Source organism: Flavobacterium suaedae (genome assembly GCF_014642915.1).
Classification (GTDB): domain Bacteria; phylum Bacteroidota; class Bacteroidia; order Flavobacteriales; family Flavobacteriaceae; genus Flavobacterium; species Flavobacterium suaedae.
Map to the genome: position 1 here is coordinate 150653 of NZ_BMJE01000006.1, position 25489 is coordinate 176141.

Sequence of the window (25489 nt, forward strand, 5' to 3'; positions counted from 1 at the left end):
ATGCCAGCAAATTTTCCAGAAATATGGGAAGCACAGGTACGCAAAATACTAACTACGCAGGATATAGCCCCGTGGTTAGACGGTATACCGGAGCTTGATGCAGAAGTTTATACGCTTGGGGCGGGTACAAACACGGAGAAGAATATTATACATATTCCTATCGAGACAATGCGCCCCGAGGTTTTAATCAACAATACTACCTATCCTTTAGAAGTACAGGAACATGAAGATGGTAGTTCCACGGTAACACTTGATAAGTACCAAACACAGCCTACAAGTGTTAGTGACGATGCTGTAATGGGCGCATCTTACGACAAGATAGAAAGTGTTACACAAGGGCACCGCAGGGAGATAGCTATTGCTAAAAACAAAAAAGCAATACACGCACTAGCCCCGGCAGCAGACAGTGAAACTACACCTGTAGTAAATATTGTTGATGGCGATGTATACGGTGCTTTAGTTGACCTTAAAAAGAAATTTGACGATGCCGAGTTCCCTATGGAGGGGAGGCGTGTAGTACTTTGTTCAGACCATACAACTGTTTTATTAAAAGACAGGCAGCGTTTTGCCAACCTGTTGGTAGACCACAACACAGGAAAACTAAACCAGGTAATTGCCGGTTTTGAAATATACAGCTACTTAGGTATGCCGTATTACGACACCAACGGTAATAAAAAGCCTTACAAGGCAATACCTGTAGAAACAGATAAACAGGCGAGTATTGCATTTTGTGTATACAACGTTGCTAAGAAAACGGGTAATACAAAACAGTATTTTGGAAAATCTGAAATCGACCCAATAAACCAAACCAACTTGTTAGCTTATCGCCACTACTTTATTGCTACCCCTGTAGAGGATAAATACATCGGCGCAATACTGTAAAAATGTTAACAGAGGTATTAATATCACTAGCGACAGCAGTAATTACTGCTGCTGTCTCCTGGTTTTTTGCAAGGCGTAAAAATAACGCTGAGGCAAAAATAGCGGAACTGGATGCAGCCAAAGCAACAGCCGGTGTATATGAGAACCTTTTAGATGCAGCCACTACCCGCCTAAACGAACAGGTAGAACTAAACGAAAAGCAGCAACAGCAAATAAAAACTTTGCTGCAAGCAAGGCGGGAACAGGATAAACAAATAAACACCCTGTTGGCAGCACTGGAAGAACGCGACCGAAAAATAAAGGAGCGGGACACGAAAATAGACCACTTGGTCGATGAACTTGAAAAAATAGCAGCTAAGCTGAAACAATACGAAAAGAAACCAAAACACCAATAGTATGGGAAAGTGGAAAATCGGTTATACCGAAGCAAAAACAGTAAGCTACGCAGCCAGTATGGATGCTGTAGTAAAAGAAAGCCGAACGATTTTAAGTGTTGCCCTAACCGGTAACGGAACCTTAAACATAAGCAGCGATGCACGACCGTTTATTGGTGCCGAAATAATTGTAAAAGCAACAAGCGATGCAACCGCTCGCGATTTAACCTTTGGTACAGGGTTTACAGCCCCAACGCTTACAGGCGTAATAAACAAAACTAAAGTACAGCACTTTGTTTATGACGGGTCTGCATTTGTACCCGTAGCAACAGCAATACAAATAGACTAAACCAACAGTAATGATGGAGGCCATATTAAAAAGACAACAGTCCGACGATAAACAAACATTAGGCACGCTTGAGGTCTTTGATAAAGGCAGGAAAGTATTTGAGTGTAAAACGCTCGAACTGGACTGGCAAAATAACAAACGCCGAGAAAGCTGCATACCCGTAGGGGTTTATAACGTGGTTACACGCACATCGGCTAAATATGGTCTTCATTATCATGTTACCAATGTACCTGCTCGTAGCTTTATTTTAATACATCATGGGAACTACAATAAAGATATACTGGGTTGCATTTTGGTTGGCTCGGCTCATATTGATATTAACGGCGACGGTTATAAAGATGTAACTAATAGCCGTAACACCTTAAAGAAGTTACTAAAAGCATCTCCAAACGGATTTACACTTACAATACAATGAAACTAGAGCGTAATTGTTGGGCATTGTGGTTTTCGGTATTACTAATACTGTTTTTTGCTACAAGCTGCCGAACTATAAAAAACACGAAGCAAGTACACGAAACTATACAGGACAGTACTTGGGTAAAAAAAACCATTAAACCTGTAGATACCACTATAACAGTACCGGCACAATATGCCCGAATAGCTGTAAACTGGGATGCGCTAACCGAAACCCCTGTAATTAATAAACAGGGAAAGCTAACAGCCAAAGTAAGCAGGCAGGGCGATACTATAATAGCCGAATGTAACCAGGAACAACTGGAACTAACTATACAACTGCAAAATGAACTACTGGAAGTATATAGGCAGAAAATAAAAAATACTACTAAGCAAGAGGTAAAAACAATTACTACAACAAAAACCCCATGGTATTGGTGGCCATTTATAATACAGGGCATTATTGCCTTTATAGGCTTGCTAATTGGAGGTATAACACCATTTATAAGAAAAAAACGAAAACAAGATGAAAGATAAAGTTTTTGAAAGCAACCCAAAACTGCAACACTATTTTAAAACAGCCGACGGACAGGCGTTTTACAATGAACCTGATGCAAAAAACCACGCTAAAACGCTAACTGATAAAACGGTTACACCCGTTAATCGTGCTGACTATAATAGCGAAGAAACTCCAAAGGAAGTAATTAAAATATATGTTGAAGAAGCTGTCGAATTAATCGAAAAGGCGGAAACATTAGAAGACATTAAAAAGTTTGAAAACGATAAGCGCGTAACGGTTAAGGCTGCGTATGAGGCTAGAAAAAAAGAGTTTGAAGAAAGCGTTAAACAACCACAAGACGAAAAAACTGATTAACAATGGCACGACTACCGGGAATAGCAATAGAATTTCAAAACGGGCAACTGGGGCAGATAGTTGAAACGCCCGACGGTGTTTTTGGCTTGCTTGCCAGTGCTGCTGCCGTTGCCGATACTTTTGACCTTAACACACCTTACAGCGTGCGCGGTATGGTAGATGTTGCTGCGCTTGGCATAACCGCAAGTGTTGATAACTATGCACTATATAAAACGCTGAAAGAGTTTTATGCCGAAGCGGGCGAAGGTACAGAGCTTTGGTTAATGGGCTTTGCCCGCGATACTAAAGTTAGTGACTGGTTTACACCGGATGCAGGTACAGGCAGAACTCCTGCCGAAGACTTACTGGATGCAGCAAACGGAAACTTAACCATGCTGTTTACAACCTTTTTTCCTGATGGCGATTACGTGCTTACACTTGATGAGGGTATTGATGCCGATGTTTGGGCAGCTATGGCAAAGGCGCAAACCTTAGCCGATAACTACACAACGCAAAAATTCGCACCGTTCTACACATTATTTGAAGGGTACGGTTATGACGGTAATAAAGTAACGCTTAAAGACCTTACAGAACTATCGTATAACCGTTGCCAGTTGTTACTGGGCGATACAGAACTAAGAACAGGAAGCCCGGCCAGTAAAGGTGCTGCGGTAGGTGTATTAGCAGGGCGCAAAGCAAAAAGTCAGGTGCATGTAAACCCGGGTAAAGTTGCAGATGGTCCGCTAAGTAATATTACAGCCTATATACTTGACACGCCTGTAGAGCAGACAGATATAGCAGCGTTACACGATAAAGGTTATGTAACCTTTAGAACGCACACAGGTAAAAGCGGTTATTACTTTACTGATGACCCTTTGGCAACAGAGCAGGATGACGATTACCGTTATGGAACTAACCGAAGGGTTATTGATAAAGCCTACCGAAATGCACACCTGGCATTAATTGATTTCCTTTTAGATGATACAACCGTAAACAACGACGGAACCATATCGCCTATATATGCCAAAACAATAGAAGGCAAGGTTATCAATACCATTTATACCGCCATGACTGCGAACGGCGAATTGTCGTTTGATGTTACCAACCCTGCCGACAGGGGTGTAATTTGTAAAGTAGACTTAACACACAATGTTACTTCTACCAGTAAACTTAAACTTTCACAACTACAAGTTAGAGCAAAAGGCTATAACAGGTATATAGATGTACCGCTTGGCTTTTTACCTGTAACTGCAAATAATTAATAAATATGGCATTTGACAGCAGAGAGTATGGTTGGGGCGATGTAACCGTAATATATGGCGGTCGTGACCTAACACGAATAAGAGGTATAAAGTGGAGTCGCAAAAAAGAACGCGAGGAACTATATGCCAAAGGTAATGACCCTATTACAATACAGGACGGTAACAATAAATATGATGTTGAGCTTACAATGACACAGGCAGAGTTCGATGCCATTGAAGCAGCAGCAGGAAACGATATTTTTTCTATAAGTGCTGATATTGAGTTTTCTTTTGGAAACCCGCTTAACGGCGATGCGATGAAAACCCACCGTGTTATAGGTTTCCGTGCAACAGAGGACACTTTAGAATTAAAACAGGGCGATAAGTACGGCGAATATACCGTGCCGGGTATTGCACTAAGAATTGATAAAAACGTATAAACACATGCAAACAAAACCAACAGAAGTAACACCGGAACACATTGCCGACTGGAAAGCCAAGCATGGCGATGTATATGAACTTAAAATTACTGATGAAGACGGGCAAACAAAAAAAGCCTATGTAAAAAAGCCCGGACGTAAAACTCTAAGTTATGCTTCTACATCAGGACAAACAGACCCGATGCTGTTTAATGAAATAGTACTGAAAGAATGCTTTTTAGGCGGTGATGATGTGCTTACCGATGATGATGACTTCTTAGCTGCGTCTTCTCAAATAGGAGAACTAATAAAATTTAAGGAAGCAGAGCTGGTAAAGCTCTAAGGGCTGCGGAGGTAAAAGAAGACGAATTTGTAAGGATTAGTAACGCACAACTGCGTTACTATTTCCATATACAAGACCCCGACAGCCTTACGGATAACGAGTGGTGCTCACGGATTAAAGAGTTGGAATATATACGCAAAAAAGAAGCGGGAAAATAGCCATGTCTAACAACCTATTTAATTACATATTTAAAATAACAAGTAACGGCAATGCTGTAACTGCCGAAATGGGCAAACTTCGCTCAGGAGTAGACAAAGTTACAGGGGCTGTCAACAGGTTAGACAATAATTCGCAAAAAGCATTTAACAAAATGCAGCGTGATATTAAGGCTATAAAGCTCGATGCTATACTTAATCAGGTAGACAGAGTAGCTACCGGTTTAAATACCCTTAACGCTCCCGGCTTGGCACTTAATGCCAATATGAAGGAACTGGAAGCCATTACAGGCGTAACCGGAAAACGCTTAAAGGAGATTGAAGGGTATGCCAGGCAAAATGCTAAAACCTTTGGCGGTTCGGCATCACAATCCGTAGAAAGTTATAAACTCCTGCTTAGCCAGCTCACACCCGAAATTGCAAAACAGCCGAAGGCGTTAAAGGCTATGGGTAGTCAGGTTTCAGTTCTCTCTAAACTAATGGGAGGCGACCAGGTGGCAGCAACCGAAGTGTTAACAACAGCACTTAACCAATATCAGGTATCACTTGATAACCCTATTAAGGCATCTGCCGAAATGGCAAACATGATGAATATTATGGCTGCTGCTGCTCAGGAGGGTTCAGCAGAGTTACCACAAATAAAAATGGCTTTGCAGCAGGCAGGATTGGAAGCCAAAACTGCTCATCTACATTTTGCTGAAGCTAATGCAGCAATACAGGTACTGGATAAAGCAGGTAAAAAAGGAAGCGAGGGCGGTGTGGCATTGCGAAATGTTTTAGCTTCTTTAAATCAGGGGAGATTTTTACCCAAAGAAGTACAAACGGAATTACAACAAGCGGGCATTAATATTAATATGCTTGGTGACAAGTCGCTTACGCTTGCCGAGCGTTTAGTTCCTCTTAAAAAAATAATGAACGACCAGGCACTTGTTAGTAAAACATTTGGTAAAGAAAACAGTGCAGCAGCTATTGCATTAATATCGGGTATTGATGAAATGCAAAGGCTTACGGGTGCTATACAGGGTACAACTTCTGCATACGACCAAGCCAACAAAATAATGGAAAGCCAGGAGGAAAAAAACGCCCGCCTAAAAGCAAGTATTGACGATTTTAAAATCTCAATGTTTAATGCTACAGATGGTGCGATAGGTTACGCCTCTGTACTGGGTGATGTTGCCCGCGATGTAGGAAACCTTATGCCAATATTGGCAGGTGCCGGAAAAGTAGTAAGCACATTAACCAACTCACAAAAATTATTGGCCTTATGGACTTCTGTTGTTTCAGGAGTTACAAAGATATGGAGCGGTGTGCAGGCTGTGTTTAACGCTATTATGGCTATGAACCCAGTTGTGTTAATTACACTTGCTATTATAGCCCTTATAGGTGTTATTTATTGGGTAGTTACCGCTACTGAAGGTTGGGGCGAAGCGTGGAAGCATACCGTAAACGGTGCAAAGCTCATCTTTAAAGCGTATGTGGAAAGTGTGAAGCTCTACTTTAACACAATGGTTAACGGTATAATGATAGGTCTAAACTATGTTAAAAAGGGTTGGTACGAGTTTAAAAATGCTATGGGTATTGGCGATAAAACCGAAAACAACAAAATAATAGCCAAAATTAATGCTGATACCGAAGCCCGTAAAAAAGCGATTGTTGACGGTGCTAAAAAAGTAATGGATTATGGCAAACAGGCAGCCGAAGAATTTAAGCTAGCCACCATGTCTATTAAATGGAAAGAAAAGGACGAAAAAGACGGCATAGGTGTTCCCGGTATACCCGGTATGTCGCCACAAGCAACAAACGGAAACGGTGCAGGAACTAGCGGGCTTGCAAACGAAGGTAAAAAAACAAATTCAGCTATTGCTACAGGAGGTACAAAGCATAATTATATAACGGTTACGGTTAAAGAAATGATAGGTATTAAAGCTAATACTATTACTGGCGACCGTAAAGCAGCAGAAAAAGCAGGCGAAGGCACAATTGATGAATTGCTACGTGTAACAGCTATGGCAACAACAGCAGGTAGTTAAAAATGGGATTAGATAATACAGATATATTATTCGCATCGTTAGTAGGCAGTAAGTTAGCCGAGCAAATACCCCGTTTAAATGTGGTGCAAAATGAGCTTGGTAAGCATGCATTACCGCTTATACCTTTTCTGCCAATTAAGAAAGATGTAAAGGTTACGCAGCATGAGTATTCCCAGTTTGACAATCAATGGAAATCAGATGCTGCGCTTCCTGAAGAAAAACAATTTTTTCCGCTTTCCTTTTCTGTAGATGAAGGAAACACATGGTATTTATTGCCTTATGAAACTATGATAAATATTTCAGGTAGAAATAACTTAGTAAGGCGTAATGTAGCAAAATGGAAAAAAAGCGCAGATTTAGAGGACAGAAAAGGAACGGTAAAGGAGCGATGGAGTTATGACGATTATGAAATAAACATTACGGGGATTCTTATAGGCTCCCTAACTACTGGTAATGTAGAAGACTGTTATCCTATTTCTGATTTTTTAAGGTTAAAGGATTTAATAGCTAATTGTAAAGTGAGGATTAAGTGTACCCCTTTAGAGCTATTAGGAGTTAATTATATAGTAATAGAAGATTTTTCACTCCCTTTTACAAAAGGCGAAAATGTACAGGCCTATACTATAAAGGCTTATTCTGATTACAAATTCAGTCTAATACTTACCTAGATGTACTTTGAAATGGATTTTGATATAACATTTTTAACAAACGGCATAGAGCATAAATTGCTAACACTTGCCGAATGTGAAATTGTTAGCAGTGTTGATAACCTTGCAGATACCGCTACTATAGTATTACCTGAAGCGGTATTAAATGAGGTTGTTTTAAACGATGTACAAAGTAAAATCGGGCGCGGTTCTGAGGTGGTAATTAAGTTAGGGTATGATAATAATTTGGAAACTGAATTTACAGGTTATGTAGATAACATTACCACGAATGACAGTACATTAAAAATAATTTGCATTGATGCGCTTTTTCTGTTTAGGGCAGCAGTACCAAATATTGAATTAAAACCAACCGGTATTAAAAGCATAGCGCAGTATGTAGTTAATAATATAGATAGCTCATTTACGGTTAACTGTGATTATGATATTAGCTACGAAAAATTTACAATATATCAGGCAACCGGTTATGATGTACTTAAAAAAATACAGGAAGAAACCAAAGCCAATATTTTTTTTGATACGGCAAACAAAGTACTGCATATACACCCGCCTTATGTTGAAAAGGGTGGCGATGTAAAGTTTTCAATGCATCACAATATAGAGCAGTCCTCGCTTGAATATAAAAGGGCAATTGATAAGCGTGTTGAAGTAACAGTTGAAAGTACTGATTTAAACGGTAATGTAACAAGTATAACCACCGGAACAACAGGAGGCGATAAGGTTACTATTAAAGTGGGTCCTATGAGTAAAGCTGATATGCAAAAGGTAGCGGATGCAGCTTTAGTAAAAAATAGTTTCGACGGGTATGAAGGTACTTTTGACAGTTGGTTAATACCTGTTGTACGACCTACTTATACAGCCGAAATAATAGACCTTGATTATGATTTTAAAAACGGTAAATATTATGTAGTTGCTGTAACTACTTCTTTTAATGATAGTGGTGGCAAGAGAACAACAACACTCGGTATAAAACTAAGCAATGGATAAACTGTCACAACTAAAAAAGCAATTACAACAAATAGTTGGGGCTAATCCTAACCTGCCTATAAGGGGTGTTGTTACAGCCGTAAACGGGCAAAGTTGCTCGGTTAAGTTGGCAGGAGGTTTAGTAATTACAGGCGTTAGGTTAAAAGCAACAATAGGTAACGGCGCAGATTATATGCTTATAACTCCCGCTATTAATACTAATGTGTTATTGCTTAGCGGAAACGGCACACTGGACGATTTGAGTGTAATAAAAGCCGACAGCGTACAAAAGGCAGAATTTAGTATAAGCGGTCTAATAGTATTACTGGATGGCGACGATGGAAAGGTACAAATACAAAATAATGAGGCAAGCCTTAAAGATATTTTTTCAGATTTAACGGAGTTGCTTAGAGCTTTTAAAGTGTATACACCGATGGGACCATCAGGAACAGCATTACCTGATACCGCAACTGCTATTGATGAATTTGAAACAAAGTTTAATAACCTTTTAAAGTAGTTTTAAATGGCATTAAATACAGAAGGTTATAAAGCCGAAATATTGGCTTTAATAACAGAAATGCGGGAACGTACAGAGATAAGCGATGAAGAATATGCTGACCGATGGGCGCAAGCAACAGAGCAATATATTAAGAGCGCAACAATAAATTATTTAAGTGGTCTTATAGCTCCCACAGGGGCAGTAACAGGAACGTTTAACGGAACTATAGAGTAATGGCAAAACAAACAGGTATACAGCTTACAGACGATGCAAATACAGGAACTGTTCTCGATTTAAAAGTACAACCTAAATATGATGCATCAGGTAAAATAATAAGCGGTCTTGTAATAGGTAATACACTTGAGCAAAATAAAGCACTTATACTTTTAATGAAGCCCGGCGATTTAAAAAGTAAACCCGATTTGGGTGTAGGTCTTGAAGATATGCTTTTAAGTGATAATTATTTGGAGTTTCGTCACCGTATAAGAGAACATTTTGCAAAAGACGGGCTTACTGTTACCAGGCTGGATTTATATGAAAATAAACCTATAGTAATACAGGCAAATTATGACAGTTAAGCAAGGACAAAATTTTTTAGATATGGTATTGCTTGGCACAGGCAGCATTGAAAATGCCTTTGCAATGAGCCTGCTAAATAATAAAAGTATTACTGATGAGCTTGTTGTTGGCGAAACTATAGAACCAACACCGATAACTAACCCCGCTGTTGTAGCTATATGGGGTAAAAAATGGCAACCTGCATCAGCGTTGTCAAATGCAAATACAGCACTAATTATACCAGCAGCAGGTATTGGAGCTATGGCAATAGAGATTGATTTTATAGTAAGTTAATATGGCACGAACAATCACAGAAATAAAAAACACTATTACAACTGCGTTTATGGCTAATGAGACGATTGCCGGCTATTATGGTTTTGCTGTAGGTGCTTCGTTTACTGAAACTTTTTCGCTTGTTAGTTTTGAAAATATGCTATTTGATGTTATTGCTTATGCACACTACTTTCATGAGCAAATTTTTTCACAACATACTACAGAGATAAATGAAAAAATAAGAACCCAAAAAATAGGCAGGCTGCCTTGGTACAGGGAAATGGCTCTACTATTTCAGTATGGCTATAACCTCGTTCCTGACTATGACTACTATGATAATACAGGTCTTACAGTTGAACAAATAGAAACATCTAAAATAATAAAGTATGCAGCAGTTGCAGAGGCAGAACAAAGTAATACGGTTATCATAAAAATATCGGGCGAAAACGCCCCTGTAACAGATGAACAACGAGAAGCCTTTGAAGACTATGTAAACGAGTGGAAAATAGCAGGAACGGATATACGTATTATTAATTATTTGCCGGATAGACTGTATTTAAACATACAAGTAAAACGCGATGCAGAAATATTAACAGCCGAAGGTATGAGTGTTGCAAATGGTAACTACCCTGTACAGGATGCTATAAATGAATATTTGACCGAGTTACCATTTAACGGCGAATTGAAACTCTCTGCACTTATAGATAAGCTACAGGTAATAAATGGCGTAATTGATGCAACCGTGTTTAGTGCGCAAACTTCTTGGATAGACCCCGCAATCGATGATTATGGCACGCCTGTAGAAGTTACCGTAAGCACTATACCGGAGAGCGGTTATTTTGAAGTAGTAACCTTTGATGATATAGAATATGTGGTATAGTGTAGATATGCCCCGCCTTGCGCTCATGCTATTGCCTTCTGCCTTTAGAAAGCCATTTTTGGCAGCAATGGCACAAATAAACATTAAGCCAACCGAAGCATTACACTACAATTGGAAACTATGGCGAAATGAAAATATATACAAACTGGAACACACGGGGCAGGTGTGTTATTTACGCAAAGCCCTTAACGATAAATACGACCAGTCATTAAGGCGAATATATATAGGCAGCGGAACACTTTATAACACACCATACCTGCACACCGAAGCAGAAGCACAAAACAAATATGGCAGTACTGAAAGCGAACCGGGTACAATATGGCTAAGAACAGAAGCCGAAACAGCCGAAACGGGCGTTGACTTTATTGTATGGGTACCGCCCGATGTTTACAATACAGAACTGGCAGGCTTAGAGGCAACAACTGATTTTTATAAAGCAGCCGGAAGGCGTTACAAAATAATGATTATACCATAGAAAATGAATACAACCGATTTTATACAAACGGGCGGTTTTCCGCTAAAACTGGAACGCTTAAACGAACTACAGCAGGACTACCAAATATTACAAGTGTTTGGCGAGCTTGCAGGCAATTACACCATATTAAAAGGCTGTGAACAGGTAGGCAACATAATAAAGGAAGGTTACCTGTACATAAATGGCGAGGTTGTTAAGTTTAATCAGTCATATTTGCCTGTTGCACCTGCTACGCCTGCAATAGTAATAACCGAAACGGAAATCTCTCGCGAGTTTGAAAACGGCGAACTTAAAGCAATAAGAAAATTGCGTACTGCCACTTTTGGCACATCGGTAAACAGTATTTTATGGTCGGCATTTAAACGTGTAACGGCAATAAAAGATTTACAAAGTCGCATTTTACCGCCCGGTACCAACCCGCAATTATTTTCAGGTAGTATAAATGCAATACCTACAGGTTGGCAACTATGTGACGGCACCAACGGAACGCCAGACCTTACCGGGCGTTTTATAGTAGGTTACGACCCAAACGACACGGATTATAACACTATTGGTAACACAGGCGGAGCAAAAACAGTATCGCTAACCGCAGCACAGAACGGACAGCATACCCACACGGCAACGGCTAATAGTTCCGGAGCGCACACGCATGGGATAGATTTAAATATTAACAGCGCGGGCGATGGCATACCCGCTTTAGAGCGTGGTAACTCAGTACAAAATCAAAATTATACTACTAAACAGGCAGGAGAACACTCGCACTCTATAACTGTACAACCTTCAGGTGAAGGTGCACCCCACGAGAACCGCCCGCCTTACTATACATTAGCTTATATAATATATACAGGATAATATGGCAACACTATCAGAAATAAAAAACTGGTTTAAAACAGGCTTAAAACCCACACAGGCGCAATTTTGGGCAACTTGGGACAGCTTTTTTCATAAAGACGACGTAATACCGCAAAGCAGCATTCAAGACCTTGATAGTACACTTGCAGCAAAAGCAGAAAAAAGCCAAACAGATGGGCATGCTGCCGACTTAGATGCGCACAACCTTAACGCCCGCCTTTCAGGTAAAGCAGATGCGGTACACACACATGAAATTGCCGATGTAAACGGCTTGCAGGACGCGCTTGATGCGCCGAGTTTTGACAATACTAAAATACCATTACCTGCTCAGCTTCCCGCAAGTGAAGAAGTTGTTAAACTTGACCAAAACGGTAACTCTACCACTATACCAACGTATGAATTTTTTAAAGTAGACCCAACGAATACAGAATATGCCACTATTGATGAGTTAGTTAATATTGGAGGGCATAGCATAGCAAACGGCATTATAAAAGGCGTGCAGATTATGTGCCCAAATATTAATCCACCTAGAATATACGTGAGATATGGCGATAATGAAACCGATTGGCAAGTGATTAATTTAACTATAATACCTGTTTCGTAATGATAGCAAAAACAGCCGATAAAATAAATACGATTGGAGGCTTCATACCTATTATAACACCCGATGGCGAAATCATTTTAAAGTTCCGTACGCATGGAACCTGTTTCCCTGCACGTGCGGATGGCTACACCACCCGTCCATCGTATTTTCAAGTGCTTTCATACCCCACTGTAGATAACAAAGTATATATTGATTACAGTGATGGCACAGGCGAACACGAATATACATTTAAGCCAAATAACGATTTCAGGGGTATTTCTTTTCGATGTAATAGTACATCAGACCCGACCCAAGTTGCTGTTAATACAGGTGTGTACGGAGTAAAACCAAATGATGGTTTTGGCGGAGGCGAATTTGGTTTACACTTTTACCAAGACTTAGCCAATGCAGAAAAAATAAACACGGTGGACCATGCTTATACACAGGAGCGCGATGTATATATACGCTTTGAAAACACAGCACAAATACAAAGTGTAATATTTTACAATATAGTATTACTGGGTACATTTCCATCATTGGCAAAGCTCCGTAACTTAACCGAACAAATGTTGATTTTAATGCCTGGTATAACTGCTTTCGAAAATCAGGCTTTAAGCACACTGTTACAGCGTATTTCATTAGCCGATTTAGGTATATCATCAAACACGTTGCCATTATGGATAAAGAACAGCCCCGTTAAAGATTTGAATATTGACAGCTATTTAGTTACCAATACCGCGCAAGAGTTTGAAACCGAAGTTATAGAACCCTTAAAAGATACCCTTGAAATTTTAAGCATGGATGGCGTACCTATGAACTATGCCCTTCCTGAAAGTTTCTCGGAAATGACTAAATTAAAAAGTTTCTCATTAGAGCGTGATTATGCTGCTGAAAACTTCGCGTTCCCGGCAGACCTGTCAACACTTACAGAATTTAAAATACTTAGCCTTAGTGAAAGGATAAAACTTCCGTTAGCACAGGTTAAAAGGTTTATACATGAAGTGCCGACAACAGGTAAAAATATAAATATCCGCACATTTGGCGCAACACCTACAAGTAAAGATTTTGTTCTTGATGCTGATGACTATTCCGTTGAAGAACTTAACGCTTCTTACGGTAGGTGGAATAATGGTATACCGCCAACGTGTGTAGGACAAATGAAAGCATTAAAAAGAGTTACTATATATGGGAGTTATAACTATACAGTAGCTACCAGTTACAACCTAACCGGTTGGGGCGACTTTTCAGGAGCTACAGCACTTGAAAGCATATATTTTGACTGGCAACAGAAAATGAACCTTAATTTCCCGGCTTGGCTCACTAACCTGCCAAACTTTAAAACATTTAGCTGTACCGCATCATTTGAAACACAGCAGGCGTTTGATGACTTTGTTGATAGTGTTTACAGCTTCGTTACGGCTAATGCTTCACTTGCAGCAGGGAATACACCCTTTAGGTATATGAATATAATTGCTTACGACAGCAGCCGAGCAGTTAACAGTTGGACACCTAGCGGAGTGTATCAAGAACCTGCGGGCTACGCGCAGAACAGTAGCAACGGAACCCCGACCACACCAATGGAAAAAATGTATTGTTTAATTAATAATTATAATCACTCATGGAATGTCAAACCTACATGATTACCCACTACCAAAATGAAATAATCTCGGTAGTGCCTTACAATGGCGGTACCATTTATGGTAACCCCGACAATTACAAATTAAAGACCAAGTGTGAAGCACTTGACTACTTTGCAGGCTTCGATAATTACGATAAGATTGAAGCACTGCCGGACGACCAAAACTGTCCTTGCTAAAAAGTTGGGGGATTTAAAAAGTCCCCCGACAAATTAAAAAACTTCTCACGGTAATTTTAATTTAGCAACAAAGCCACAGTCGGAGGACAAAAGTCTTCTGGTTGTGGCTTTGTTATGTCTAATAATTACCGTGAGAGGTGCAAATATAATCAATCATCAATCAATAAACGAAATGAATAAAAAAGTGTTTACAAGTGCTCCTTTGCCATTTATGGGGCAAAAAAGAAGATTTATTAAAGAATTTAAAAGCATATTAGAAACATACCCAAAATGGTATATATGTTGACCTGTTCGGCGGTAGTGGCTTGCTTTCGCATACTGTAAAAGCCAAATACCCTGATGCTACAGTTGTTTATAACGATTATGATAATTATAGTGAACGTCTTGCAAATGTTTCTAAGACAAACAAACTGTTAAACGATTTACGTGCTATTGTAGGAAGTTTTAAACGAGAAGCAAGGCTAACACCCGATTTAAGGGTAAAAGTTTTAGAGAGAGTAAAAAAAGACGATGATAGCGGTTATGTTGACTACATAACACTATCTAGTTCTTTAATGTTCAGTATGAAGTACGTGCTGAACTATGAACAACTGGAAAAAGAGGCACTCTACAACAACGTTAAAAAGAATGATTACGTTGTTAAAGGCTATCTTGACGGCTTAGAAGTGGTAAGAGCAGATTATAAAGAACTATTTGCTCAGTATAAAGACTGCGATAATGTAGTATTCTTGGTTGACCCTCCGTACCTATCAACAGAGGCAGGAACGTATAAGAATTACTGGAAATTGGGCGACTATCTCGATGTGCTTAACGTTTTAAAATGTAATAATTACTTCTATTTCACATCAAATAAATCGCATATACTGGAACTATGTGAATGGGTAGAAACCAATACAGGTGGTGTAAATCCTTTTAACGGTGCTACTATGAGTACAACAGCGAACCAAATGAGCTACACAGCTAGTTACACGGATATAATGTTGTATAAATAAATAAAAAGCCCCTTAGTAGGGGCTTTTTTGATAATACGTGTCGCGGTGCATAGCGTTATCCTTAACGGCGTGTTGATGTCCATACGGTATTATTCTATAGCAAATATAGTGTTTAAATAATTTATATATTTGCATATACTTATCCCATAAGGGTGCGCTGTAGGTTGAAAAGGAAAAGAAGGCGTTAAAAAGTATTGCTCTTTGCCACCTGAATACTTAAGGAACAATACATAAGTATAACAGTATATAGTAAAACCGCCACAGTGGCGGTTTTTTTATGTTTTAAATACAGTTTAAACGCTGATTAAATTTAGTTATATTTGTGTGAAAAAAGTGAAATTTGGTTTTTAATTTAGTGAAATTTCGATTTTGCGATTATAAATTCCAAACACGCACTATCATCCCTTAAACCGACTTTCTATACTATTCAATCGTATATGATGTAGTATCAAATTCGCTTAGCCTAAAATATCCCAATACTTCTTCGTTGGGATCATTGACATTGATACAATTTCCCTTTAACTGTACCGGAGTAGTTGGAAAAGGTCCGTTGTCCTCACTTCCAGATTGTTGGATGAATATGTTCAAATAGTCATAATAACGTTGTGAAATACCATACACATTTATATCTACAGTTGCTCCGGTTACATAGTTATCATTATCGTTCTCAATAAAATTTTCATTGCCATCTGTAAATTCATCGCTAATCACAGCAAGGGACGGTATTGGTAAATTGGACGGAATAAATTCACCCAAATAATAGTTTTCAACACCTGCTGGATCATCAAAAAATACTTGAAGTTGAATTTCTGAGTCATCACCAGAACCTTCAACTCCTTGCTCCACTCGATTAATATCTGATACTGCAATCAAGGTTTCGGTTGCCGTGTAGGAATTTCCGTTGTAAAGAATTTCCAAAGTGTAGGATGCATTTAATTCAGGAACGAAGTCGGTTGCCGTGTAACTACCATTATTCTGGTCAAAAAACACAAATATGGATCCGTCGTTCTCTTTCGTTACCGTTACTGATGCTCCTGTAACAGGGACATCTCGATTGTTATCAAAATAAGCAGTTGATTCTCTTAGATAAATAGTCTGTGTTTCTCCCGAAGTGCCTTTTTGCCAGTTAATAGACGCATCAACCACTAATCGTGCGCCGCCGTTTGGAACATCTACATCTATGACATCGGTACAAGAGCTTAATAATCCTATTAGTATGAGGAGTGCCCCTAATTTGTTATAAAAATTTATACGTTTCATTATTTTTAGAATTTAAAGTTGTAGGTTACTGAAGGAACAATACCAAATATGGAAGTACGAGTGGCTTCATTAATGCCTGTCTCCTGGTTTTGGCCAAAGGAAATAGAGGCTGCATTCATTCGGTTATAAGCGTTGTATATACCGAATACCCATTCGCCTTGCCATTTTCTATCTTTATTTTTTCGAGGTGTTAGGGTTGCGGAAAGATCTAACCTGTGGTAGGCCGGCAGTCGGTCTGCATTCCTTTCAGAATAAGTAGCCACGGATAATCCGTTATATATAAACTGTCCGTTAGGATAGGTAACAGGTCGTCCTGTCTGGAATACCATATTGGCCCCAAATCGCCACTTTTCGTTGAGTTTGTAACTTCCGGTAAACGAAAAGTCGTGAGTTCTGTCCCAGTTAGAGCTATACCATTTCCCATCGTTAATGCCCAATCCGCCTGCTGCTCCGCCTGGTGTACGCTGTTGTGATTTTGACAATGTGTATGAGATCCAGCCTGTAAAATCGCCTTTATTTTTTCGCAATAAAAATTCTAATCCATAGGCACGGGCTTCACCAGTTAAAATTTCGGTTTCAATAGTGTTTTGGGCTATAAGTTCTGCGCCATTGATATAATCTACCCGATTGTCAATTGTTTTGTAATAGGCTTCAGCTTCAATCGAAAACATATTTTCCTTGAAATTTCTGAAGTAACCTACAGCATATTGATCTGCAATTTGTGGTTTAATAAACTTTCCGCTAGGTGCCCAAACATCTAATGGAGTAGCTGATGTGGTGTTGGAAATTAAATGCAGGTATTGAGCCATTCGGTTATAACTGGCTTTCAAAGAAGATTTCTCATTTAGCTGATATGAAAGTGCCAACCGAGGTTCTAAATTGTTGAATGTAGCTATACTTTTTCCCTTGCCGAACTCGGTACTCGAAATAGGGTCGGCACGTTCATAAATGCCCAACTCTTCGTTGTAAACTACTGGTAAATTATTAGCGTAATTGTTTAAGGTTTGCTTTCCTAGTCTATTGAAGTAACTGAAACGTAAGCCATATTGAGCGGTGAGCTTATCAGAAATTTTATGTTCTAAACCTGCATACACTCCAGCTTCTAAAGCAAATTTGTTATCTAATTTCTCTGGATTAACGCCTGATTTTTCATCTAAAGGATTAAGTTTTCCTGGGTTAAAGTTGTAATAAATACCACTTACTCCAAAATCAAATTTTAATTTTTCGCTTGCATAATACCCTAAATCATAGCGTATATTATAATTGTTGATATCCGACTTCCAATCAATTCCTTCAATGGGAATTTCCAGGTTGTAATTATATCGACTGTATATTAAGGATGCATTGGAGAATAACTTGTTATTGAAGATATGGTTCCATCTCAAGTTTCCTGAGAGATTTCCGTATGAATTCGTAAAAATTCCTTCCAGGTCAAAGTTGTCATTGCCCAAATAACCAGATAAATATAGTCTGTTTTTTTCGTCGATTTCATAATTTGTTTTCAGGTTCAAATCGTAAAATCCGGCTCTACTATCTTCACCAGCTAAGGCTAAAAATATATTGGCATAAGCAGCTCTACCGGCCATTAAAAACGAGCCTTTGTCTTTAAACATTGGCCCTTCTGCCGCCAGACGACTGGAAATAGCACCAATTCCGCCAGTGAGTTCATATTCTTTACTATTTCCGTCTTTTTGACGTATATCCAATACCGAAGAAGCTCTTCCTCCATAGCGTGCAGGAATGCCCCCTTTATAAAGTTTAACATCCTTAATAGCATCAGCATTGAATACGGAGAAGAAACCAAACAAATGGGAGGCGTTGTAAATAATAGCTTCATCCAAGAGAATTAGGTTTTGGTCTTCTGCACCACCGCGTACATTGAAGCCCGAGGCACCTTCGCCGGCGTTAGTAACACCGGGTAGCAATTGAATGGACTTGATCAAATCTACTTCACCCAAAACAACAGGTATTTGTTTAATATCCTTCGTTGAGAGTTTTGCTACACTCATTTGTGGTGTCCGAAGGTCTACTTTCTTTGATTCTTCGGATGTAATGATTACTTCATCCAATTCAGTGGCATCTTCTTTAAGTTCAATGTCTAACTTTTGGTCAGCGTTCAAGTTTATATCCCTTTCAAAAGTTGTAAATCCTAAGTAGGAAATGATTAAGGTATAATTACCTTCCGGCGCTGTGATAGAATAAAAACCATACTCGTTTGTAGTACTTCCAATTGATGTACCTTTTAAAAGGACAGTTACCCCCAAAAGTGTTTCACCGTTGGCAATATCTTTAACTACACCACTAACTGTATGTTTTGTTTGTGCAAAAAAGATTACCGGACACAACATCATCATCACAAATAAGGCAAGTCCTTTTCTTGACCTTAAGGGGTTTAATTGCTTTGTTTTTGTCATAATTATTAAAAATTTTTAGATTAAGGTTTTCATTCAACCGGGATAAAATTAGACTTGTATGCATAGCAATTAAAATGAAGTAGGTTTTGAATACGCTTTCAGTACTTGTTCATTATAGTTTTTAGATTAAATAACTGATTTTCATATTTTTAAGTTTTAATTATTGTGGGTTTTAAAAGGTTCTAAATGCGCTTTTCGTACTTGGAAAAGCCCTAATTGAAGAATTTGTGGCTTTTTTGCTTTTGAAGTGGTGATGATTTGTCAGTTGAAGTTTTGGCTTAAAAAACTAGGCTAATGCAATTAACCCATTGCTTATTTGGCAATATTATTTGAAGCTATCCATTTCCATATACCCACGTTCATACTCCCATTATATTAATATTTAGGAAATGTATGTAAGTATATAATCCGATACCCGGTAGAAAGAAGAAGCTTCTTTTAATTTCTAAAAGATTTTTTGAAAACTGATTTGCAATGTGATTCTTCTTTGAAGTATGGAATAAGGAGAAAAGGTAAGATCTAAGCGATTGAAGTTAATGACTTTTTAAAATCACTAGGAGTAACCCCATATATTTTTTTAAAGGTAGTGTTGAAAGAAGATTTAGATTTGAAACCAACTTCATTGGCAATGCCCATAATAGAATAATTCTTAAACTTATCATCCTTTAGACATTCTACAAATTCTTCAGCTCTATATTTATTCATACAATCCTGAAAATTGGATTTTAAATACACATTCAAGACTTCAGATAAATATTGTCTTGGAATACCCATTTTTTGAGCTACTTGGTTCACCGTTATATTGCTATTGGTATAAAGCTTCTCATTCTCCATAAGCCTTAAAAATTCCCTTTTATAAGCCTCTGCTTTGGATTTACTAAGACTTGAAGTTTTATAGGTCTTGGTATCGGCCTTTGGTAGTACAGATTTTGGTGATACAACAAGCTTAAATAAAATCATATATAGAAGTACCGCTGATAATCCGATTAACCCATAACTTTCGAAAAATGAGAGATTATTATGATCGTTCGTTATGATAAATGAAATTTCGTGTATTAGATGCAATAAAGCATAAGGCACTATAAAAAATAGCATCCATCTTTCCTTTTTGTTTTTGATGATGTCATAAATAGTATAACCTAAATAAATCAATAGGGTGACGCCTGCCAGAATTTCTCCTATAATTAACCATATGTTTTCGCCAAAGTCATTGAAGTCTTCTACAATTTGAAGCGTAATAAAAAATAAATAAGGGATAAAATATAGAAAATCCCTGAGTTGAAATTTATCCTGTTTTGAGTTGTGATACTTTATAAGTAAAAAGAAAAGTGTAATTATTAATGGAGACTGGAAAAAATACCAATTGGCATTAGGAAGAAAAAGGTTAAAATCATCATCTCCAATTACATTTAAAAGTAATGAAATGATTGTTCCTAAAAGCAATAAGAAATTTACCCGCTTGTAACTTTCTTGTTTAACAATCAGTACGCTTAAAAGAAACAATCCCTGCGTAAGGGCGATTATTTGAATTATTTCTAACATAAATAATAGAACACTTTCTCCGAACAGGCTAAAATAATTCAATAAAACTAAAATCGATTGAAAATGTTTTTAAAATAAGTGAAATCAAACATTCCATCAAAAACTTGATTATCAATCTATTTCCTTGAACTATTATATACATTTTTCAGATTCATATCTATTAGGTAACGGAAATTTTGACGAATGATTATGATTGGCTTTTAATATTTTGCAACTTGAACTTAATTTTTTGTCTTTAACATCTACAAAGGCAATAATCTGGTTCGTATGTTTTCCTAGGGTTTGAAAAATCCTCTTTTATAGCTGGAGCCACAATAATGAATGACAGTAGCCTTATATCTTAATAATTCAGTTAAACTATTCATTTATATGACTGAATTGGTTGATTTTTTCTGTTACGGATTCTGAAAATATTATTACAATCTGCCAAATTAAAATTCCAAGTAACCTCTTTTATTAATAAGTTCAAATACCTTGTTAAAGTTTTAAACTTATTTTCCTTTGTATTTATGGGAAGAGAATTGTTTTTTGCGTTATTTTAATTTCATTAAACAAAAATAATTTTTGTTTAAAATAGTGTCATTCAAAAGTATTTCATAAGATTTATCCCTTATTTATATATTTAGCTAACTTTACAAAAAATATTCTTGAAGCGTTTTGCTTTAAGTCCGGCACTGAAACTTAGGAACTTTCGATAACAGCAGGACAACAAGTGAAGAACGCTCATGCTACTGCGTGGGCGCACTTATTGTTGTTGGGTTTCCTAAGACCTCAGTGCTATAAGTTGCTGCCTGCGCTATTTTTATCAGGCGGCCTTAATCTAAAAATAGTATTGATATGAAAACCACCGCCAAACATTTCCCGGGATTTCAGTATTCAGCTTCGGAACTCCTCAAATACATTACCGTAGCAAAAGATTTTACCTTAATGCTATCATCAGGAGAGTTTATTAAATTTACTCCCATTAATGATTCTTTATTTGAAGATTGGCTCATAGCCAACAAGGTTCAAAATATCAGAAAAGAAGAAGGCTGGATAACCGAATAACCAGCCTGAATACTTTACTTCCCTTTTCCTAACTCATTCAACTTTTCATTGAGTTCAATAAGTCCGGCTTTTTCGAGATACTGACCGGCAATACTTTTCAATTCTTCCAGATTTTCTTCGGGCACATTAGATAGAAGTCCATCATTTTTCTCATCATCTTTCACTACCAATCCACGCTCAATTACATGGTTTAGTAATAGCACATTTTTACGTGAGATCCTCAAATCAATCTTCACTGTGTCATTCATGCCAGGGATACTTAATATCGTATCATAAACTTTGGCTACATCATTTGTTGTCAACATAATCACACGTTTTTAAATTATTCAACATTCATAACAAAAGTATTAAGAGTAAAAGAAATCATCCTCATCGAAATATGGAGGAAACAATTATCATAAATAAAGAAATAAACAGAGCACTACAATTATCAAAACAGGTTGTGAGATGGGAAAGAATTCTGTGACAGTACAACTTTCAGTTTTGAGATATCATTCCGATAAAGAAATGTTACAACCGTCTATTCCGAGAACAAGATTTAGTTATTAAAAAATACTTATAAAAGTCTAGTTAAAGCCAGCCCGAAATTCTACCGGGCTTTGACGAGTCTTCTGTTTGAATAAACGGCTGAAAGATTGTGGATGCTCAAAACCTAACTCATAAGCGATTTCACTAATAGATGAATTGGTACTGGAAAGTTTCTCTTTAGCAATTTCTATCAGTTTATGATGGATATGATGTTGGGCACTTTGTCCCGTAATGGCACGTAGCATGTCGCTCAAATAACTGGACGATAAATTTAATCGTTCTGCCATAAGTTGAACGGTGGGCATTCCGTGAAGTAGTAACTGCTTTTCTTGGAAATCCCTTTCTAAAAAGGCTTCAAATTTTTCTAATAAGTCATTATTTACTGCTTTTCGGGTGATGAATTGACGTTTGTAAAAACGATTGCTGTAATTCAATAAAGTTTCTATCTGAGAAATAATGACATCTTGGCTAAAATCATCAATTCTATTTTGCAATTCTTTTTCGATGTTTTGAAAAATGGGAATAATAATTTCCTTTTCTCCCGTGGACAGGTGCAGGGCTTCGTTAGTAGTATAGGAGAAAAAACCAAATTGCTTTATCTTTTTCGCTAAGGGATATGTTAACAAAAAATCTGGATGTACAATGAGCGTGTAACCAGAAAAATCTCCATTGCTGTCGCTACTTTCGGTGACTTGGTTAGGAGCTACAAAAAACATTCCACCATCTTCAAAATCGTAATAATGCTGTCCATATTTCAGCTTTCCGTTTAAGTTGCTTTTGAACGAGATTTTGTAAAAGGCCGAAGTGCGTAAACTTTGTATTTTACCTGCAACCAATTTATTGTGTTCATTATTTATTAAACTAACCAAAGGATGTTGAGGCTTGGGAAGCCCCAATATCCGATGTAATTCAAAGAGAGAATCGTAATGATACGGAAGATTTTTATCCTTTTTCATCTCATAAATTTAATGAATTATCACCAGGGAATCTCCCCGGTTTCCGGATTGTTATCTTCGCAGAAAAATTTACCCGTCGGCCCGTCATTATCAAGTAAAGTATATTTCAAAATATGTTGTGCTCCGGTTTCTACTGTTGCCGTCCCTAAATGATGATTGAAATCTGTAGCGGTGGAAGGCGGACTTACCGCATTTACTTTGCAATTGGTATCACGCAGTTCAAAAGCTAAAACAATAGTGTACATATTGAGTGCCGCCTTTGATGACTGATAAACAGCTCCTTTGTACTGATAGTATTTATAGCTTGGGTCGCTATGCAACATCAAAGAACCTTGACTGGAACTCACATTGGTAATACGCGGTTCCGGAGATTTTTTCAACAAATCGATAAACGCTTGTGTAGTTCGAATAACTCCATAAACATTGACATCAAAAACTTCTTTAAACTTTTCTACCCCTGTTCCGGTTGCCGTATGCATAATTGGTTTTTCATTTACAAATTCAATCCCGTTGATTCCGGCATTATTGATGAGAATATCCAAAACATCTGTTTTTTTTCCAATTTCGGTACGGGCATTTTGAACCGATTCCTGACTGGTAACATCTAATTGGATGGCTTCCACCTTGTCGATTCCCTGTGCTTTCAATTTTTTTACTGCCGCTAATCCGTTTTCCAAATTTCGACTTCCCATATACACATAATAACCCTGTTGCGCCAATTGTTTGGACATTTCAAGACCAATGCCTTTATTGGCTCCTGTAATCAATACTTTTTTCATCTGATATTGTTTTAAATTTTGATACTACAAAGTTCAAAACACACGATGATAAAGACTTAACTGAAATGAGGAATTCCGTAACGAAATTACTGTAGTGTTGGAAGTATTATTAATCAATATACCTTGAGCAACCCATGAGAGATTAAATTTTCACAATTGATTCTTAAACGCCTTTAAATGTCCTATTCAAAATATATAGAGGATAGGTAGGTGCCATATCACTTGTTTAACTTTACGTCAGTAAACTGAATAGTGAAAATGAAAACGTGCGGTTATGGATTTCAGGAAACAAAAACTTTCCATTGCGGAAGCAAAAGAAATGGATATGGTTAACTACCTATCCTTATTAGGTCATGAACCTTCAAAAATCAAGGGCAATGACTATTGGTACCGTTCTCCGCTACGGCAGGAAAAAACACCCTCTTTTAAGGTTAATCGAAAGCTTAACCGATGGTACGATCATGGACTTGGTAAGGGGGGTAATATTATCGATTTTGGGATTGCATATTTTAGTTGTTCCGTTGGAGAGTTTCTAAACAAACTGCATGGTGGATTTTCTTTTCAAAAGCCCTTAAAAAATATTCCTAAAATAAAAAATGAACCGGAGCATCAACTTAAAATTTTAAAAGAGATTGAGCTTAGTTCTTATGCACTCATCCGCTATTTGGAACAGCGAAAAATTTCTATTGAAATTGCAACCCATTATTGTAGGGAAGTACATTATGAACTGAATGCCAAAAGCTATTACGGGATTGGTTTTAAAAATGATTCTGGTGGATTTGAAATACGTAATCCTTATTTCAAAGCAAGCAGTTCTCCCAAGGACATTACCACTATAAAAAATGGCTGCGATGAGGTGGCTGTATTCGAGGGCTTTATTGATTTTCTTTCGTTCAAATGTATCAGTAGAAATGAGCTAAATAAGACTCCTGATTTTGTCATTTTAAATTCCCTTTCCCTGTTCGAAAAAGCACGTCCATTTCTGGAATCGCACAAGTCAATAAACCTGTATTTGGACAATGATGCTGCCGGGAAAAAAGTTGCTAGGGAAGCATTGTCTAATAGCAAGAAATATAACGATCATAGCAAGCTTTACCAAAACCACAAAGACCTTAATGACTGGCTTGTGCATATTGGAAAGCAGCAGAAGAAACGCTTAGGGAATAAACTGTAATCGTGTTGCTAAGCATTTTTGAAAACTTCACTATTTAGAAAATTGCCAAAATCCCTGAAAGTGAATAATAAGCATCTGGGAGACTTTGGCAAAACGACGAGTTTGCAACGTTCCTGCAAACGGCAAGATGAACGGTTGTTAAACAACCGACATCTTGCTGCCTATCACTCGGAACTCGTGGGCAGGGCGTA

The 25489-nt window shown here is 37.8% G+C and carries 31 protein-coding genes; 25 read left to right on the forward strand and 6 right to left on the reverse strand.

Annotated features, from left to right (window positions below):
• The 23 genes from IEW45_RS12130 to IEW45_RS12240 all read left to right on the forward strand — a co-directional run bounded on the left by IEW45_RS12130 (position 1) and on the right by IEW45_RS12240 (position 15598).
• Complete coding sequence (locus tag IEW45_RS12130) at positions 1–882, forward strand: phage major capsid protein (protein WP_188621520.1); 882 nt, start codon at positions 1–3, stop codon at positions 880–882.
• A gap of 2 nt (positions 883–884) precedes the next feature.
• Entirely contained in the window at positions 885–1277 is a 393-nt protein-coding gene (locus IEW45_RS12135; protein ID WP_188621521.1) for a hypothetical protein, read from the forward strand.
• 1 nt (position 1278) lies between these two features.
• Positions 1279–1605 (forward strand): hypothetical protein, encoded by a 327-nt coding sequence (locus IEW45_RS12140; protein ID WP_188621522.1) that lies wholly within the window; start codon positions 1279–1281, stop codon positions 1603–1605.
• Positions 1606–1615: 10 nt separating this feature from the next.
• Positions 1616–2020 carry a DUF5675 family protein gene (locus IEW45_RS12145; RefSeq protein WP_188621523.1) on the forward strand — a complete coding sequence of 135 codons (405 nt, stop codon included), beginning with the start codon at positions 1616–1618 and terminating at the stop codon, positions 2018–2020.
• The gene (locus IEW45_RS12150) at positions 2017–2535 is read left to right on the forward strand and encodes an SH3 domain-containing protein (protein WP_188621524.1); all 519 of its coding nucleotides are present in this window, start codon (positions 2017–2019) and stop codon (positions 2533–2535) included. Before IEW45_RS12145 ends, IEW45_RS12150 begins: the two co-directional genes overlap by 4 nt.
• A complete protein-coding gene (locus tag IEW45_RS12155) occupies positions 2525–2872 on the forward strand; it encodes a hypothetical protein (protein WP_188621525.1) in 348 nt (115 codons plus the stop codon). The genes IEW45_RS12150 and IEW45_RS12155 overlap by 11 nt, the downstream gene beginning before the upstream one ends.
• Positions 2873–2874: 2 nt before the next feature.
• Positions 2875–4113: a DUF2586 family protein gene (locus tag IEW45_RS12160; protein WP_188621526.1), complete on the forward strand. Its 1239-nt coding sequence runs from the start codon at positions 2875–2877 to the stop codon at positions 4111–4113.
• Between the two features lie 5 nt (positions 4114–4118).
• Positions 4119–4532, forward strand: coding sequence for a hypothetical protein (locus tag IEW45_RS12165; protein WP_188621527.1), 414 nt, complete (start codon positions 4119–4121; stop codon positions 4530–4532).
• A gap of 4 nt (positions 4533–4536) precedes the next feature.
• On the forward strand, positions 4537–4854 hold the full coding sequence (locus IEW45_RS12170; RefSeq protein WP_188621528.1) for a hypothetical protein: 318 nt from the start codon (positions 4537–4539) through the stop codon (positions 4852–4854).
• Between the two features lie 160 nt (positions 4855–5014).
• The gene (locus IEW45_RS12175) at positions 5015–7039 is read left to right on the forward strand and encodes a phage tail tape measure protein (protein ID WP_188621529.1); all 2025 of its coding nucleotides are present in this window, start codon (positions 5015–5017) and stop codon (positions 7037–7039) included.
• 2 nt (positions 7040–7041) lie between these two features.
• Positions 7042–7707, forward strand: coding sequence for a DUF6046 domain-containing protein (locus IEW45_RS12180; RefSeq protein WP_188621530.1), 666 nt, complete (start codon positions 7042–7044; stop codon positions 7705–7707).
• Between the two features lie 12 nt (positions 7708–7719).
• Entirely contained in the window at positions 7720–8691 is a 972-nt protein-coding gene (locus IEW45_RS12185) for a hypothetical protein (protein WP_229665944.1), read from the forward strand.
• Positions 8684–9187: a hypothetical protein gene (locus IEW45_RS12190; protein WP_188621532.1), complete on the forward strand. Its 504-nt coding sequence runs from the start codon at positions 8684–8686 to the stop codon at positions 9185–9187. Before IEW45_RS12185 ends, IEW45_RS12190 begins: the two co-directional genes overlap by 8 nt.
• 6 nt (positions 9188–9193) lie before the next feature.
• Positions 9194–9403 (forward strand): hypothetical protein, encoded by a 210-nt coding sequence (locus tag IEW45_RS12195; protein WP_188621533.1) that lies wholly within the window; start codon positions 9194–9196, stop codon positions 9401–9403.
• Positions 9403–9747, forward strand: a complete 345-nt coding sequence (locus tag IEW45_RS12200) for a hypothetical protein (RefSeq protein WP_188621534.1) — start codon at positions 9403–9405, stop codon at positions 9745–9747. Before IEW45_RS12195 ends, IEW45_RS12200 begins: the two co-directional genes overlap by 1 nt.
• Positions 9737–10021, forward strand: a complete 285-nt coding sequence (locus tag IEW45_RS12205) for a hypothetical protein (RefSeq protein ID WP_188621535.1) — start codon at positions 9737–9739, stop codon at positions 10019–10021. The genes IEW45_RS12200 and IEW45_RS12205 overlap by 11 nt, the downstream gene beginning before the upstream one ends.
• 1 nt (position 10022) lies before the next feature.
• Positions 10023–10880: a nucleotidyltransferase gene (locus IEW45_RS12210; RefSeq protein WP_188621536.1), complete on the forward strand. Its 858-nt coding sequence runs from the start codon at positions 10023–10025 to the stop codon at positions 10878–10880.
• A gap of 7 nt (positions 10881–10887) precedes the next feature.
• Positions 10888–11355, forward strand: a complete 468-nt coding sequence (locus IEW45_RS12215) for a hypothetical protein (protein WP_188621537.1) — start codon at positions 10888–10890, stop codon at positions 11353–11355.
• A 3-nt stretch (positions 11356–11358) separates the two neighbouring features.
• A complete protein-coding gene (locus tag IEW45_RS12220; protein ID WP_188621538.1) occupies positions 11359–12207 on the forward strand; it encodes a phage baseplate protein in 849 nt (282 codons plus the stop codon).
• A gap of 1 nt (position 12208) precedes the next feature.
• Positions 12209–12811 (forward strand): hypothetical protein, encoded by a 603-nt coding sequence (locus tag IEW45_RS12225; protein ID WP_188621539.1) that lies wholly within the window; start codon positions 12209–12211, stop codon positions 12809–12811.
• Complete coding sequence (locus IEW45_RS12230; protein ID WP_188621540.1) at positions 12811–14430, forward strand: leucine-rich repeat domain-containing protein; 1620 nt, start codon at positions 12811–12813, stop codon at positions 14428–14430. Before IEW45_RS12225 ends, IEW45_RS12230 begins: the two co-directional genes overlap by 1 nt.
• Positions 14427–14606, forward strand: coding sequence for a hypothetical protein (locus IEW45_RS12235; protein WP_188621541.1), 180 nt, complete (start codon positions 14427–14429; stop codon positions 14604–14606). Before IEW45_RS12230 ends, IEW45_RS12235 begins: the two co-directional genes overlap by 4 nt.
• A 305-nt stretch (positions 14607–14911) precedes the next feature.
• Positions 14912–15598: a DNA adenine methylase gene (locus IEW45_RS12240; RefSeq protein ID WP_229665945.1), complete on the forward strand. Its 687-nt coding sequence runs from the start codon at positions 14912–14914 to the stop codon at positions 15596–15598.
• 423 nt (positions 15599–16021) lie between these two features.
• On the opposite strand, the gene IEW45_RS12245 is transcribed toward IEW45_RS12240, so the two are convergent.
• The 3 genes from IEW45_RS12245 to IEW45_RS12255 all read right to left on the reverse strand — a co-directional run bounded on the left by IEW45_RS12245 (position 16022) and on the right by IEW45_RS12255 (position 20814).
• Positions 16022–16858, reverse strand: coding sequence for a DUF4249 domain-containing protein (locus IEW45_RS12245; protein WP_188621542.1), 837 nt, complete (start codon positions 16856–16858; stop codon positions 16022–16024).
• 5 nt (positions 16859–16863) lie between these two features.
• Entirely contained in the window at positions 16864–19272 is a 2409-nt protein-coding gene (locus tag IEW45_RS12250; protein ID WP_188621543.1) for a TonB-dependent receptor, read from the reverse strand.
• A gap of 519 nt (positions 19273–19791) precedes the next feature.
• The gene (locus tag IEW45_RS12255; RefSeq protein ID WP_188621544.1) at positions 19792–20814 is read right to left on the reverse strand and encodes a helix-turn-helix domain-containing protein; all 1023 of its coding nucleotides are present in this window, start codon (positions 20812–20814) and stop codon (positions 19792–19794) included.
• An 837-nt stretch (positions 20815–21651) separates the two neighbouring features.
• On the opposite strand from IEW45_RS12255, the gene IEW45_RS12260 reads away from it, so the two are divergent.
• On the forward strand, positions 21652–21861 hold the full coding sequence (locus IEW45_RS12260; protein ID WP_188621545.1) for a hypothetical protein: 210 nt from the start codon (positions 21652–21654) through the stop codon (positions 21859–21861).
• A gap of 14 nt (positions 21862–21875) precedes the next feature.
• On the opposite strand, the gene IEW45_RS12265 is transcribed toward IEW45_RS12260, so the two are convergent.
• The 3 genes from IEW45_RS12265 to IEW45_RS12275 form a co-directional block, all read right to left on the reverse strand.
• On the reverse strand, positions 21876–22085 hold the full coding sequence (locus IEW45_RS12265; protein WP_229665946.1) for a hypothetical protein: 210 nt from the start codon (positions 22083–22085) through the stop codon (positions 21876–21878).
• Positions 22086–22427: 342 nt separating this feature from the next.
• Positions 22428–23345 (reverse strand): helix-turn-helix domain-containing protein, encoded by a 918-nt coding sequence (locus IEW45_RS12270; RefSeq protein ID WP_188621547.1) that lies wholly within the window; start codon positions 23343–23345, stop codon positions 22428–22430.
• Between the two features lie 20 nt (positions 23346–23365).
• The gene (locus IEW45_RS12275) at positions 23366–24124 is read right to left on the reverse strand and encodes an SDR family oxidoreductase (RefSeq protein ID WP_188621548.1); all 759 of its coding nucleotides are present in this window, start codon (positions 24122–24124) and stop codon (positions 23366–23368) included.
• 274 nt (positions 24125–24398) lie between these two features.
• On the opposite strand from IEW45_RS12275, the gene IEW45_RS12280 reads away from it, so the two are divergent.
• Positions 24399–25298: a DUF8464 domain-containing protein gene (locus IEW45_RS12280; RefSeq protein ID WP_188621549.1), complete on the forward strand. Its 900-nt coding sequence runs from the start codon at positions 24399–24401 to the stop codon at positions 25296–25298.
• Positions 25299–25489 lie beyond the last annotated feature (191 nt).

What these genes read in the sequence shown, in the direction of transcription:
- IEW45_RS12130 (WP_188621520.1), top strand. Translation starts at nt 1, where the DNA reads ATGCCAGCAAATTTTCCAGAAATATGGGAAGCACAGGTACGCAAAATA.
- IEW45_RS12135 (WP_188621521.1), top strand. Translation starts at nt 885, where the DNA reads ATGTTAACAGAGGTATTAATATCACTAGCGACAGCAGTAATTACTGCT.
- IEW45_RS12140 (WP_188621522.1), top strand. Translation starts at nt 1,279, where the DNA reads ATGGGAAAGTGGAAAATCGGTTATACCGAAGCAAAAACAGTAAGCTAC.
- IEW45_RS12145 (WP_188621523.1), top strand. Translation starts at nt 1,616, where the DNA reads ATGATGGAGGCCATATTAAAAAGACAACAGTCCGACGATAAACAAACA.
- IEW45_RS12150 (WP_188621524.1), top strand. Translation starts at nt 2,017, where the DNA reads ATGAAACTAGAGCGTAATTGTTGGGCATTGTGGTTTTCGGTATTACTA.
- IEW45_RS12155 (WP_188621525.1), top strand. Translation starts at nt 2,525, where the DNA reads ATGAAAGATAAAGTTTTTGAAAGCAACCCAAAACTGCAACACTATTTT.
- IEW45_RS12160 (WP_188621526.1), top strand. Translation starts at nt 2,875, where the DNA reads ATGGCACGACTACCGGGAATAGCAATAGAATTTCAAAACGGGCAACTG.
- IEW45_RS12165 (WP_188621527.1), top strand. Translation starts at nt 4,119, where the DNA reads ATGGCATTTGACAGCAGAGAGTATGGTTGGGGCGATGTAACCGTAATA.
- IEW45_RS12170 (WP_188621528.1), top strand. Translation starts at nt 4,537, where the DNA reads ATGCAAACAAAACCAACAGAAGTAACACCGGAACACATTGCCGACTGG.
- IEW45_RS12175 (WP_188621529.1), top strand. Translation starts at nt 5,015, where the DNA reads ATGTCTAACAACCTATTTAATTACATATTTAAAATAACAAGTAACGGC.
- IEW45_RS12180 (WP_188621530.1), top strand. Translation starts at nt 7,042, where the DNA reads ATGGGATTAGATAATACAGATATATTATTCGCATCGTTAGTAGGCAGT.
- IEW45_RS12185 (WP_229665944.1), top strand. Translation starts at nt 7,720, where the DNA reads ATGGATTTTGATATAACATTTTTAACAAACGGCATAGAGCATAAATTG.
- IEW45_RS12190 (WP_188621532.1), top strand. Translation starts at nt 8,684, where the DNA reads ATGGATAAACTGTCACAACTAAAAAAGCAATTACAACAAATAGTTGGG.
- IEW45_RS12195 (WP_188621533.1), top strand. Translation starts at nt 9,194, where the DNA reads ATGGCATTAAATACAGAAGGTTATAAAGCCGAAATATTGGCTTTAATA.
- IEW45_RS12200 (WP_188621534.1), top strand. Translation starts at nt 9,403, where the DNA reads ATGGCAAAACAAACAGGTATACAGCTTACAGACGATGCAAATACAGGA.
- IEW45_RS12205 (WP_188621535.1), top strand. Translation starts at nt 9,737, where the DNA reads ATGACAGTTAAGCAAGGACAAAATTTTTTAGATATGGTATTGCTTGGC.
- IEW45_RS12210 (WP_188621536.1), top strand. Translation starts at nt 10,023, where the DNA reads ATGGCACGAACAATCACAGAAATAAAAAACACTATTACAACTGCGTTT.
- IEW45_RS12215 (WP_188621537.1), top strand. Translation starts at nt 10,888, where the DNA reads ATGCCCCGCCTTGCGCTCATGCTATTGCCTTCTGCCTTTAGAAAGCCA.
- IEW45_RS12220 (WP_188621538.1), top strand. Translation starts at nt 11,359, where the DNA reads ATGAATACAACCGATTTTATACAAACGGGCGGTTTTCCGCTAAAACTG.
- IEW45_RS12225 (WP_188621539.1), top strand. Translation starts at nt 12,209, where the DNA reads ATGGCAACACTATCAGAAATAAAAAACTGGTTTAAAACAGGCTTAAAA.
- IEW45_RS12230 (WP_188621540.1), top strand. Translation starts at nt 12,811, where the DNA reads ATGATAGCAAAAACAGCCGATAAAATAAATACGATTGGAGGCTTCATA.
- IEW45_RS12235 (WP_188621541.1), top strand. Translation starts at nt 14,427, where the DNA reads ATGATTACCCACTACCAAAATGAAATAATCTCGGTAGTGCCTTACAAT.
- IEW45_RS12245 (WP_188621542.1), bottom strand. Translation starts at nt 16,858, where the DNA reads ATGAAACGTATAAATTTTTATAACAAATTAGGGGCACTCCTCATACTA.
- IEW45_RS12250 (WP_188621543.1), bottom strand. Translation starts at nt 19,272, where the DNA reads ATGACAAAAACAAAGCAATTAAACCCCTTAAGGTCAAGAAAAGGACTT.
- IEW45_RS12255 (WP_188621544.1), bottom strand. Translation starts at nt 20,814, where the DNA reads ATGTTAGAAATAATTCAAATAATCGCCCTTACGCAGGGATTGTTTCTT.
- IEW45_RS12260 (WP_188621545.1), top strand. Translation starts at nt 21,652, where the DNA reads ATGAAAACCACCGCCAAACATTTCCCGGGATTTCAGTATTCAGCTTCG.
- IEW45_RS12270 (WP_188621547.1), bottom strand. Translation starts at nt 23,345, where the DNA reads ATGAAAAAGGATAAAAATCTTCCGTATCATTACGATTCTCTCTTTGAA.
- IEW45_RS12275 (WP_188621548.1), bottom strand. Translation starts at nt 24,124, where the DNA reads ATGAAAAAAGTATTGATTACAGGAGCCAATAAAGGCATTGGTCTTGAA.
- IEW45_RS12280 (WP_188621549.1), top strand. Translation starts at nt 24,399, where the DNA reads ATGGATTTCAGGAAACAAAAACTTTCCATTGCGGAAGCAAAAGAAATG.